This window comes from Micromonospora sp. CPM1 (genome assembly GCF_023896895.1).
GTDB classification, from domain to species: Bacteria; Actinomycetota; Actinomycetes; order Mycobacteriales; family Micromonosporaceae; genus Micromonospora; species Micromonospora tulbaghiae.
This window is the reverse complement of the sequence record NZ_JAMHIU010000012.1, coordinates 38320-49912: the sequence shown is the minus strand read 5'-3', so window position 1 is coordinate 49912 and position 11593 is coordinate 38320. Positions and strand designations below refer to the sequence as shown.

The 11593-nt window shown below is 73.1% G+C and carries 12 protein-coding genes; 6 read left to right on the top strand and 6 right to left on the bottom strand.

What is annotated here, in order from left to right; genetic code table 11:
- Positions 1 to 6 precede the first annotated feature (6 nt).
- Positions 7 to 591 (top strand): YbjN domain-containing protein, encoded by a 585-nt coding sequence (locus M8C11_RS16475; protein ID WP_252450198.1) that lies wholly within the window; start codon positions 7 to 9, stop codon positions 589 to 591.
- Between the two features lie 16 nt (positions 592 to 607).
- Here M8C11_RS16475 and M8C11_RS16470 read toward each other — a convergent pair whose 3' ends face one another.
- From M8C11_RS16470 to M8C11_RS16460, 3 genes are all read right to left on the bottom strand, one after another.
- A complete protein-coding gene (locus M8C11_RS16470) occupies positions 608 to 994 on the bottom strand; it encodes a globin (RefSeq protein ID WP_252450559.1) in 387 nt (128 codons plus the stop codon).
- Positions 995 to 1072: 78 nt separating this feature from the next.
- Positions 1073 to 2446 (bottom strand): MFS transporter, encoded by a 1374-nt coding sequence (locus tag M8C11_RS16465; RefSeq protein ID WP_252450197.1) that lies wholly within the window; start codon positions 2444 to 2446, stop codon positions 1073 to 1075.
- Between the two features lie 234 nt (positions 2447 to 2680).
- Complete coding sequence (locus M8C11_RS16460) at positions 2681 to 3709, bottom strand: mechanosensitive ion channel family protein (protein ID WP_256486828.1); 1029 nt, start codon at positions 3707 to 3709, stop codon at positions 2681 to 2683.
- Positions 3710 to 3964: 255 nt separating this feature from the next.
- Between M8C11_RS16460 and M8C11_RS16455 the strand changes: the two genes are divergently transcribed.
- Positions 3965 to 4504, top strand: a complete 540-nt coding sequence (locus tag M8C11_RS16455; protein WP_013288071.1) for an HNH endonuclease — start codon at positions 3965 to 3967, stop codon at positions 4502 to 4504.
- Positions 4505 to 4513: 9 nt separating this feature from the next.
- Here the strand turns inward: M8C11_RS16455 and M8C11_RS16450 are convergent, their stop codons facing one another.
- From M8C11_RS16450 to M8C11_RS16440, 3 genes are all read right to left on the bottom strand, one after another.
- Positions 4514 to 5383: a class F sortase gene (locus M8C11_RS16450; protein WP_252450195.1), complete on the bottom strand. Its 870-nt coding sequence runs from the start codon at positions 5381 to 5383 to the stop codon at positions 4514 to 4516.
- 14 nt (positions 5384 to 5397) lie between these two features.
- Positions 5398 to 5907: a hypothetical protein gene (locus tag M8C11_RS16445; RefSeq protein ID WP_252450194.1), complete on the bottom strand. Its 510-nt coding sequence runs from the start codon at positions 5905 to 5907 to the stop codon at positions 5398 to 5400.
- A 78-nt stretch (positions 5908 to 5985) separates the two neighbouring features.
- Complete coding sequence (locus M8C11_RS16440; RefSeq protein ID WP_091423095.1) at positions 5986 to 6426, bottom strand: Lrp/AsnC family transcriptional regulator; 441 nt, start codon at positions 6424 to 6426, stop codon at positions 5986 to 5988.
- 142 nt (positions 6427 to 6568) lie between these two features.
- On the opposite strand from M8C11_RS16440, the gene M8C11_RS16435 reads away from it, so the two are divergent.
- From M8C11_RS16435 to M8C11_RS16420, 4 genes are read left to right on the top strand one after another with little or no spacing between them, the layout of a single operon-like run.
- Positions 6569 to 7453, top strand: coding sequence for a tryptophan 2,3-dioxygenase (locus M8C11_RS16435; protein ID WP_120573576.1), 885 nt, complete (start codon positions 6569 to 6571; stop codon positions 7451 to 7453).
- A gap of 14 nt (positions 7454 to 7467) precedes the next feature.
- Positions 7468 to 8748 (top strand): kynureninase, encoded by a 1281-nt coding sequence (gene kynU, locus M8C11_RS16430; RefSeq protein WP_252450193.1) that lies wholly within the window; start codon positions 7468 to 7470, stop codon positions 8746 to 8748.
- The gene (locus tag M8C11_RS16425) at positions 8745 to 10082 is read left to right on the top strand and encodes an NAD(P)/FAD-dependent oxidoreductase (protein ID WP_252450192.1); all 1338 of its coding nucleotides are present in this window, start codon (positions 8745 to 8747) and stop codon (positions 10080 to 10082) included. Before kynU ends, M8C11_RS16425 begins: the two co-directional genes overlap by 4 nt.
- A gap of 20 nt (positions 10083 to 10102) precedes the next feature.
- Positions 10103 to 11584: a 2-hydroxymuconic semialdehyde dehydrogenase gene (locus M8C11_RS16420; protein ID WP_252450557.1), complete on the top strand. Its 1482-nt coding sequence runs from the start codon at positions 10103 to 10105 to the stop codon at positions 11582 to 11584.
- Positions 11585 to 11593: the final 9 nt, after the last annotated feature.

Genomic DNA, 11593 nt, shown 5'->3' with positions numbered 1-11593 from the left:
CGAGCGATGCCGTGGTGGTCATGGCGCCCTGGTCCCGCCGCTGGCGGGGAGCCGGAGACTCGAAGCGGGACCACAGTGGATGACACCATCCGGGTCGGCCCACCGACCCCTCGCCAGCCGGGGGACGACGTGGCGCCACCCGAGCGGCCGGCCCTCGCGGACATGCCGGCCACCGTCGCGCCGGTCACGCTGAGCCGGGTCTGCGACGCGCTCGACCTGCTCGACGTCCGCTACCTGGCCGACGGCGACGGCAACCTGCTGGCCATGTGGGAGCGGCACGCCGTGCTGGTCGCGCTGGAGGGTCCGGAGGACGAGATCCTGGTGATGCGGGCCCGCCCGCACGCGACGGTCCCGCCGGACTGGGCCGACCGGGCCTACCGCGTGGTGAACGAGTGGAACCACACCCGGCGCTTCTGCAAGGCGTACATCGGTGACCCGACCGAGCGCGGTCAGCTCCCGATCTACGCCGAGTTGCAGGTCCCGCTCGGCGCCGGCGCCCACGACGCACTGCTCGTCGAGATGCTCGACTGCGGCGCCGCGGTCGCCGTCACGTTCGTCGACTGGCTGCACGACGAGGGTGCCCTGCTCTGAGCCGGGCCGGCCGGGCTCAGCCGGCGGCCGGATCCTCCATCACGTTCACCATGAAGTAGGCGGCCCGCTCCAGGTAGTCCCAGAGCGCGGCGGCGAGCTGCGGCGGCAGGTCGAGCGCGTCCACCGCCCGGCGCATGTGCAGCAGCCAGGCGTCCCGCTCGGCCGCGCCGATCCGGTACGGAGCGTGCCGCATCCGCAGCCGCGGGTGGCCGCGCTGCTCCGAGTAGGTGTGCGGGCCACCCCAGTACTGGATGAGGAACAGGGTCAGCCGGTCCGCCGCCGGGCCCAGGTCCTTCTCCGGGTACATCGGCCGCAGCAGCGGGTCGTCGGCGACACCGGCGTAGAACTCGTCCACCAGCTTGCGGAAGGCCGGTTCACCGCCGATCGCCTCGAAGAGGGTCATCGACTCGCCTGGGGAAGTCACGCTTCCATCCTGCCAGGTGCGACCCGGCGCCTGCGCCCGGCCGCGGGGCGGCGCGGATCACGTCACCGCGTGCCGGCGTCGGCCGTGCTCGTGGTTCCGGTCACCCGACGCGGGGCCGCGCGCGGGCGCGTGCGCGGTTCCGCCGCCGGCCGGCGACTCGGCGCGGGCCGTCGCGATGGCGTCGTGGATCACCTGCGGCCGGGGCCAGGCGAGTGCCGCCACAGACATGATCAGCACCCCGGCGGCGCTCCACACGCCGACCACCGACGGGACCGAGAAGCGCTCGGCGAGCGCGCCCGTGGCCAGCACCGCGGCGCCCTGGATGATCTGTGTGCCGCTGGCCATGACGCCGAACGCCCGGGCCCGGAAGCCGTCCGGGAGCGCCTGCACGAACAGGCCGTTGGCGACCGGGACGAGCCCGGCGACGGCGAAGCCGCACCCGGCGGCCAGCAGCGCCACCACGGCTGGCGGCGGATTGAACAGCGCGGGTACGAGCGTCGCCGGCGCGATGATCATCAACGGTCGCATCAGCGTCAGCCGCCGGTCCGGGCCGACGAGCCGGCTGATGGTCAGCCCGCCGAGGATGTATCCGACCGGGACGGCGGCCATGATCAGCCCTTGGGCGGTGCCGGCGTCCATCCCGCCGTCGGTCCGGTCGGCGGCCCAGCCCGCGGCCAGCCCCTCGGGGACGATCGAGAAGAGCATCGCGCTGAACACCAGTACCGCGATGGCGCGCAGCACCGGCCGCTCGAAGACGATCTGGAAACCCTGGACGGTCTCCCGCAGCAGGTGGCTGCGGTGCACCTCGGTCATCGCCGGTGGCCGCTCGCGTACGCCGAAGCGGACGATCGCGGCCGACACGGCGAAGGTCACCGCGTTGACGAGCAGCGCGGTGTTCGGGTTGAGCGCCGCCACCGTGGCGCCGATCAGGTAGCCGACGACCTGGGCGGCCTGGCCGGCGCTGGTGAACGCGGACAGGCCCACGACCAGCCGGTCCCCGGTCAGGATGTGCGGCATCAGCGCGGACCGCGCCGCCTGGCTCGGCGGGTTGGCGAGCGTGGCCAGGAAGATCAGCGCGAAGACCGACCAGGTCGGCATCCAGGGCATCGCGACCAGCGCCATCAGCGCCATCCGGAGGACGTCGCAGACCACCATGACGCGCCGGTAGTGGTGCCGCTCGGCGAGCGCGGAGAGCAGCGGTCCGCCGACCAGCCACGGAAGGTAGCTGGCGGCGAACGCGGCGGCGGAGAGCGCGACCGAATCGGTCTCGCGCAGCACGAGCACGGTGACCGCGGCGCGGGCCAGGTAGTCACCCACCCAGGACAGGGTGTTGGCGGCGAAGATGGCGCGGAACTCCGACTGACCGAAGACGTCCCGGAAGGTGGCCGGGCCCTCCCGGGCGGGTCGCGCGTCGGACACCGTCGCCTCCATCGTTCCTGGTCGACCACTTGTGATGGCCCGACCGGGAACCGTCGTCAGATCAACCGATCAGCGAGGACACGAGCACGCCCCCCGGTGGAGCGTGTGCACCGGATTCTGCCCGATCGTCTGACAACTGGCTAGGGCGAACGGATTGATCGTCGCATCTCCGACTGAACGAACGGACGATACCCGAGGGGCCGCGCGGTGCGGAACCCCGGAAAATAGCCCGGCTCGTCCGGCGGCTCAGGTGGGTCCGCCGGTGCCCGTACCCTCGGCGGCGGGCGGCGCCGGCGGCTGGACCGGCAGGCCGGGGAACAGCCGGGCGGCCGCGATCTGCGCGACGATCCCCGAGTTCTCCAAGGCCTCCGCGAGGCGCCGGCGCAGCTCGCGCCCGACCGCGAACTGCCCGTCCGCTGTGGTCTTGACGACGGTACGGATCACCGCGCCGTCGACTGTCATCTGCTCGACGCCCAGGACCTCCGGCTGCTCCACGATGCTCGGCGCCAGCTCCGGGTCCAGCGCCACCGACGCCGCCGCGGTACGCAGCACGGCGGTGGCCTCCTCGGTGCCGGCGAAACCGATCGGCAGGTCGACCACGACCAGCGCCCAGCCCTGGCTCTTGTTCCCGACCCGGACGATCTCGCCGTTGCGGATGTACCAGAGCACGCCGCGGCCGTCCCGGACCGTGGTGACCCGCAGCCCCACCGCCTCGACCACGCCGGTGGCCTCGCCCAGGTCGACGGTGTCGCCGACGCCGTACTGGTCCTCTATCAACATGAACAGGCCGGCGATCAGGTCCTTCACCAGGCTCTGCGCGCCGAAGCCGAGCGCCACGCCGGCGATGCCCGCGCTGGCCAGCAGCGGGGCCAGGTCGAAGCTGAACTCCTTGAGCACCATCAGCAGCGCGATGCCGAAGACGAACGCGGTGACCATGCTGCGCAGCACCGACCCGATCGCCTCGGCCCGCTGCCGCCGCCGCTCCGGCACGAACTGGTCCGGTTCGAGCGTGGCGCTGGGGATGCGTTCCCGCAGCGGGCGGAGCATGGTCGGCACCGCGCCCTGGGTGGTGGTCCGCACCAGCCGGTTGATGGTCCGGTGCAGCGCCCACCGGGCGGCCACCGCGATCAACAGGATCAACGCGACCCGTAGCGGCTTCAGCAGGATCCAGTAGCTGCTCTCGGCGAACCAGGCGGAGCCGGTGAGCCGGTACAGGAACTCGCAGGAACTGCTGCCCTGGCAGTCCGGGCGCCGGTCGGAGAAGGCCGACAGCAGGGCGGAGATCAGGTCGGAGACGTTCACCCTGCTTTCGTACCGCACCGCTGACGAGCGGCGGACACCGCCACCTCGGCGAAGTGTCGCTACCGCAGGGGGTAGCCCGGATTAGTACGTGCAATCCGGGGCGCGATCAGGGACTATTGGCGCAACGGACGTCGGTGATCCGGCCGGCGTCGGAGCCGTTCCGCGCTGTCCGCGGGGCGGTTCCGGCGCAGACGAGGCGGGAGCGACTGGACCGGGAGGGTGAGCGCGATGCCTGACATACGACCCACGGCGGGCTCCGGTGCACTCGTTCTCAACGCCACCTACGAGCCCCTGTGCGTCGTGTCGGTGCGTCGTGCCGCGATCCTCGTCCTGTCCGCCAAGGCGGTCTGCGTCGCCGACGGCGAGGGCATCCTGCACAGCGCGCGCAACGCGTTACCGGTGCCCTCGGTGGTACGCCTGACCCGCTACGTCCGGGTGCCGTACCGCACCCACGTCGGGCTGTCCCGGCGGGCCGTGTTCGCCCGCGACGGATGGCGGTGCGCGTACTGCCGGGGGCCCGCCGAGACCATCGACCACGTCTTCCCGCGCAGCCGGGGCGGCCGGCACGCCTGGGAGAACGTGGTCGCCGCGTGCGCGCGTTGCAACCACACCAAAGGCGACAAGACGCCCGCCGAGCTGGGCTGGCGGCTGCACCACCTGCCGGCCGCGCCCAAAGGAGCCGCCTGGCGGGTGCTCGGGCACCGCGCCCCCGACCCGCGCTGGGCGGACTGGCTCGACCTGCGCGAGCCCGAGCCCGAGGCGGCCTGACCGGCCCGCTCAGCGCGCCTTGACCAGCGAGGCGTAGACGACCAGGTTGTCCGCGTACCCGGTCTCGCCCCCCACCCAGCGCCCGCCGCAGGTGATCAGCCGCAGGTTGGGCCGGCTGAAGTCGCCGTAGACGTCCTCCACCGGCAGCTTCTCCTTGCCGTACCGCTCGATCGACGTCACCTCGAACACCGCCACCGAGCGGTCCTCCCGCGTCACCTCGATCCGGTCGCCGTCGTCCAGCTCCCTCAGCCCGTGGAAGACGGCCGGACCGGTGGTGGTGTCGACGTGCCCGACGAGCACGGCCGGTCCGTACTGGCCGGGGGTGGGGCCCTGGTCGTACCAGCCGACCTCGCCGGCCCGCTCCACGTCCGGCACGGCGATGCTGCCGTCCGGCGCGATGCCCACCCGGTGCACCGGCGCACGCAGGTCGAGCTTGCCGATGCTCAGGCCGGTCGGTGGACTGGCCGGCAGCACCGGGAACTTCTTCGGCGGCGGGCGCAGGCCGGCGACGATCCGGTCCGGCAGCACGCTGACGCCGGTCACCCGCTCCACGCCGAGCATGGCCACGATCAGCGCCATCACGCTCGCCACCACGAGCACCGGGACACCCGGGTTGCGGCTCGGGGCGTACCGGCGGGTGGTGGTCCTGGCGGCGCGGGCCGGGACCGGCCGGGACTGCGGGTCGGCGGTGGCGACGCTGGCCGAGAACGCGTGCCCGGCGACGTGGGCGAACCGGCGCGCGGCTCCGGCGGTCAGCCGCAGCGCGGCCCGGAGCCGGCCGGTGCGCTGCGGCGACCGGCGGCCGGGACGGGCGGCGGCGCGGCGTCTGCGGTCCGCCGCCGGGCCGGTACGGTCCCGGCGGCGCGATGAGCGGGCCATTGCGGCACCTCTCGTCAGACGCGGCCGCCGGACTTACGGCGGGCGCTCACACCGGCGACCACTGCCACCGCGACCAGGCCACCGACCAGCAGCAGCGAGCCGGCGCCCCGGCTACCCGCGGTGCCACCACCGCCGGTCGCCGGTCCCTTGCTCGGCTGCGCCATGTTGAGCACGGTGAGCATGGTCGAGGCGGTGTTGCCGTTGGAGCAGTCCAGGTTCACCGGGTAGTCGCCCGGCGCCTTGTTGCCGGGCACGGTGACGGAGCCGCTGAGGAAGCCGTTGTCCGGCCGCAGCGTCACCCGCCCGAAGGCGTCGGAGGTGACCTGCGCCTGGCGGTTGTTGCTGTTGTCGCACCCGGCGCGCAGGTTCACCCGGGAACCGGCCTGGACGCTGTTCGGCGTCACCTCGATGAAGACGCTCTCCCCGGCCCGGGCCGGCGGCGCGGTGGTCAGGACGAACGCCGCGACCAGGCCGAGCAGGCCCAACACGGACGACAACGCACGATGTGACAGGAGCCCTCGCATGGTTCCCCCCTCCCGGCGCGACGGTGCGCCGGACCACTGACGGGCAGCGGCGCCTGCTTTCCCGGAGGGCAGGGGAAGCTAACGGGGCGCCTTGACCACGGGGTGCCAGGCCAGCGGGGTGGAGAGCACCATCGTGCTGGACGGCTGCCCGTACGGCGCGAGACGGTCGATGACCTCCTCGAACTCGCCCATGTTGGTGGCGGCGACCTTGAGCATGCTGCACGCGTCGCCGGTGATCCGGTGGATCTCCATGATCTCCGGCCAGCCCGCGACGTCGGGGTCGTTGAGGATGCAGCGCGCGCCGTAGCAGGACATCCGGATCAGCGCGAGCACCGTGCGCCCGGCCCGGGTGAGGTCGACGTGGGCGTGGTAGCCGGTGATCACACCGGATTCCTCCAGCCGCCGTACCCGCTCGGCGACAGCGGGCGGCGACAGGTGGACCCGGCGGGACAACTCGCTGTACGAGAGCCGGGCGTCGGCCTGGAGCTCGCGCAGCAGCGCCCAGTCCATGTCGTCCACGCGCGGACCTTCCTTCCGTAAAGGCGGCGACGCGAGATGGTTTCGGTTCGCGAAGTGAGACCACCATACCGCCGTTGAACAGGCATTCCATTCGGCCGCCCACCAGCGGGATCATGACGTCTACCCCGCGCACGGACGGAGAATGACTGTGGAACAGACGACGGCGGTGCGCCCGGTAACCCCCCAGGAACGGGCGGCTCGGGCGGCACGCAACGGCGGCGAGCCGACGCTGGAGTTCGCCGACCGCGTGCCGTACGACGCGTACGTGCGGGCCAGCACGCTGCACCGGCTCCAGGAGCCGCTCAGCGACGACCCGGGCGAGATGTCCTTCCTGATGGTCAGCCAGATCATGGAGCTGTACTTCGGCCTGACCTGCCACGAGCTGCGGCACGCCAAGCGCGAGCTGCGCGAGGACCGGATCTGGGAGGCGCTGCCCCCGCTGCGCCGGGCCGCCCTGCACCTGGAGGGCCTCAACGCCGCGTGGCACGGGCTGCGCTGGATGAGCCCGGCCGACTTCAACCGCTTCCGCGACCGGCTCGGCGAGGGCTCCGGCTTCCAGTCCGCGATGTACCGCCAGCTGGAGTTCCTGCTCGGCCTGCGCGACCGGGCGCTGATCCGCCCGTTCCGCCGGCAGACCGAGGTGTACGACGAGCTGACCGCCGCGCTCGCCACGCCGAGCCTGTGGGACGAGGTGGTGGCGCTGCTGGCCCGCAAGGGCTTCGACGTGCCGGACGAGCTGCTGTCCCGGGACGTGAACGCCGAGCACGAGGCGCACCCGGCGATCGAGGCGGCCTGGGTCCGGATCTACGGCGACAACGGGCCGGACAACCACCTGCGCCTGCTCGGCGACGCGCTCACCGAGATCGCCGAGGAGTTCGGCGACTGGCGCTGGAACCACGTCAAGGCCGTCCAGCGCACCATGGGCGCCAAGGTCGGCAGCGGCGGTTCCGCCGGACTGGCATGGTTGCAGCGCAGCATGGCCCGGGTGGTCTTCCCGGAGCTGTGGTCGGCCCGCACCGCGATGTGACGAGAGAGAACAGCATGCACACCCCCGAGAACGAAGCCCTCCGCCGCGACGCCGCCGACCCCGGCCACCGGCACCTGTTCCACATCCCGCCCGCCGACGGCGGCCGCCACCCCGACACGGCGTACCTGGCGGGCAACTCGCTCGGCCTCCAGCCGCGGGCCACCCGCGACGAACTCCTCGCCGACCTGGACGCCTGGAGCCGCCTGGGCGTGGAGGGGCACCTGGAGTCGGAGCGGCCCTGGCTGCCGTACCACGAGCTGCTGACCGCACCGGCCGCCCGCCTGGTCGGCGCGCTGCCCGCGGAGACCGTGGTGATGAACTCCCTCACCGTCAACCTGCACCTGCTGATGGTCAGCTTCTACCGGCCCGCCGGCGAGCGCACCCGCATCGTCATCGAGGACAGCGCGTTCCCCTCGGACAGCTACGCCGTGCGCAGCCAGGCCCGCTTCCACGGCCTGGACCCGGACACCACGGTTGTCCGCCTCAAGCCGCGTCCCGGCTCCGACACGCTCGGCACGGAGGACGTGCTGGACTTCCTGGCCCGCGAGGGCCACACGGTGGCGCTGCTGATGCTCGGCGGCGTGAACTACCTGACCGGCGAGCTGATGGACATCCCCGCCATCACCGCCGCCGGCCGGGCCGCGGGCGCCGTGGTCGGCTGGGACCTGGCGCACGCCGCCGGCAACGTGCCGCTGTCGCTGCACGACTGGGACGTCGACTTCGCCGCCTGGTGCTCGTACAAGTACCTCAACTCCGGCCCGGGCGCGCTGGGCGGCGTCTTCGTCCACGAGCGGCACCTCGGCGACCCGTCGATCCCGCGGTTCGAGGGCTGGTGGAGCACCGAGGCGGCGACCCGGTTCGAGATGACGCCGGTGTCCCGGCCGCCGGCCACCGTCGAGGCGTGGCAGATCTCCAACCCGCCGATCTTCGCGATGGGCCCGGTGCGCACGTCGCTGGAGCTGTTCGACTCCGTCGGCATGCCGGCGCTGCGCGAACGCAGCCTGCGGCTCACCGCCTGGCTGGAGCAGCTGCTCGACGAGGTGACGCCCGGCCGCCCGCTCACAGTGGTCACCCCGCGCGACCCGGCCCGCCGCGGTTGCCAGCTCTCCGTGCGGATCGGGGTGGGCAGCGCGAACGAGCTGACCAAACGGCTGCGGCACGAGCACGGCGTGGTCGCCGACGCCCGGGAGCCGGACATCGTCCGGTTCGCGCCGGTGCCGCTCTACTCCACGTACCACGACTGCTGGCGGGTCGCCGAGGCGCTGGCGGCAACTGTTGAGAAGGAGGGCTCGTGAGCGCGAGGAGTGAGCGCGACGAGATCGCTGTGGTCGGCGCCGGGCTGGCCGGCTGCCTGCTGGCCTGCTACCTGGCCCGCCGCGGTTACCCGGTGGCCCTCTACGAGCGGCGGCCCGACCCGCGTACCGGCACCGTCGAGCGGGGCCGGTCGATCAACCTGGCGCTGTCCGAGCGCGGCTTGGACGCCCTGCGCCGCATCGGCCTGGAGGACGAGGTGATGGCGGACGCGCTGCCGATGCGCGGCCGCATGATCCACCCGGTCGAGGGCGAGCCGGAGTTCCAGTCGTACAGCGGCTCCGGGGACCGGGCGATCAACTCGATCAGCCGGGGCGCGCTGAACAACGCGCTGCTCGACGCCGCCGCCGCGCTGCCGAACGTGCGCGTCGCCTTCGACCACCGGCTGGTCGGGCTCGACCCGCTCGGCGGCGAGATGACGTTCGAGACGCCGCAGGGCAAGGTCACCGCCACCGCCTCGGTCGTCCTCGGCGCCGACGGCGCCGGCTCCGCGGTGCGCGGGCAACTGCTCGCGTACGGCGGCCTGACCGAGAGCCTGGACTTCCTCGACTACGGCTACAAGGAGCTGACCATCCCGCCGCTGGGCGGGGAGTTCGCGCTCGACCCGGGCGCGCTGCACATCTGGCCGCGCGGCACCTCGATGATGATCGCGCTGCCGAACCCGGACCGCTCCTTCACCTGCACGCTGTTCTGGCCCACCCACGGCACCCGCAGCTTCGCCTCGCTCAGCAGCCCGGCGGCGATCGAGCAGTTCTTCGCCACCCACTACCCGGACCTGGTCCCGCTCGCGCCGAACCTGGTCGACGACTACCAGCACAACCCGGTCGGTGTGCTCGGCACGGTGCGCTGCACGCCGTGGCAGGTGGCCGGCAAGGTCGGCCTGATCGGCGACGCCGCGCACGCCATCGTGCCGTTCTACGGCCAGGGCGCGAACTGCGCGTTCGAGGACGTGGTCGAGCTGGACCGCTGCCTCGACGAGTGCGACGACGAGTGGGCCGCCGCGCTGCCGCTGTTCCAGCACCGCCGCCAGGAGAACGCCGAGGCGATCGCCCGGATGGCGCTGGCGAACTTCGTGGAGATGCGGGACAAGGTCGCCTCGCCGGTGTTCCGCACCCGCAAGCAGGTCGAGCACGCGCTGGAACGGGCGCTGCCCGGCCGCTACGTCTCCCAGTACGAGCTGGTCTCCTTCTCCACCACCCCGTACGCGCAGGTGCGCCGCCGGGTGCGCGCGCAGTACGCGGTGGTCGGCGCGGTCGCGGCCGGCGCGGTCGCGCTGCTGGCCGGTGGTGTCCGCGCGGCGCTGGGGCGGCGGCGATGACGCTCTGGGATCCCCGGCTGATGACCGGGCACGCGCCGGACGGCCCCGGCCTGCTCCGTAACTTCGTCGGCGGCGAGTTCGTCGACGCCGGTTCCCGGTTCACCAAGCGCAGCCCGGTCACCGGCGAGCCGGTGTTCGAGGTGGTCGAGGCGTCGCAGTCGACTGTGGACGACGCGGTCGCGGCGGCCCGGGCGGCGCTGCGCGGCCCGTGGGGCCGGATGGGGGAGCGGGAACGCGCCGAGGTGCTGCGCCGGGTCGCCGACGAGCTGGAACGGCGCTTCGACGACCTGGTCGCCGCCGAGGTCGCGGACACCGGCAAGGCCATCTCGCAGGCCCGGACGCTCGACATCCCGCGCGGCGCAGCCAACTTCCGGGCGTTCGCCGAGATCGTGGCCACCGCGCCCACCGAGTCGTTCACCACAGTCACCCCGGCCGGGGGCCGGGCGCTGAACTACGCGGTCCGCAAGCCGGTCGGCGTGGTCGCCGTCATCGTGCCGTGGAACCTGCCGCTGCTGCTGCTCACCTGGAAGGTCGCCCCGGCCCTGGCCTGCGGCAACGCCGTGGTGGTCAAGCCCAGCGAGGAGACCCCCGCGTCGGCCACGCTGCTGGCCGAGGTGATGGCCGCGGCGGGCGTGCCCGACGGCGTGTTCAACCTGGTGCACGGCTTCGGCCCCGGCTCGGCCGGTGAGCACCTGACCCGCCACCCGGGGGTGGACGCGATCACGTTCACCGGCGAGTCGGCGACCGGCAGCGCGATCATGCGCGCCGCCGCCGACGGGGTGAAGGCGGTCAGCTTCGAGCTGGGCGGCAAGAACGCCGGCCTGGTGTTCGCCGACGCCGACCTGGACGCGGCGGTCGCCGGTTCGGTGCGGTCCAGCTTCACCAACGGCGGCCAGGTCTGTCTCTGCACCGAGCGGATCTACGTGCAGCGGCCGGTGTTCGAGGAGTTCACCGCGCGGCTGGCCGCGCGCGCCGGCGAGCTGGCGTACGGCTGGCCGGACGACGAGGCGACGGCGAACATGCCGCTCATCTCGCACGGGCACCGGGACAAGGTGCTCGGCCACTACGCGCTGGCCCGCACCGAGGGCGCCGAGGTCCGCGCCGGAGGCGGCACGCCGCGCTTCGGCGACGGCCGTGACGGCGGGGCGTACGTGCAGCCGACTGTGCTCACCGGCCTGGGGGCGGACGCCCGCACCAACCAGGAGGAGATCTTCGGACCGGTGGTGCACGTCGCGCCGTTCGACGACGAGGACGAGGCGTACGCGCTGGCCAACGGCACCGCCTACGGCCTGGCGGCGACGGTGTGGACGCGGGACGTGGGCCGGGCGCACCGGGCCGGCGCCCGGCTCGACGCCGGCATCGTCTGGGTGAACACCTGGTTCCTGCGCGACCTGCGCACCCCGTTCGGCGGGGTGAAGGCGTCGGGAGTGGGCCGTGAGGGCGGCGTGCACTCGCTCGACTTCTACTCCGAGCTGACCAACGTCTGCGTGGACCTCACATGAGTGCGCGTG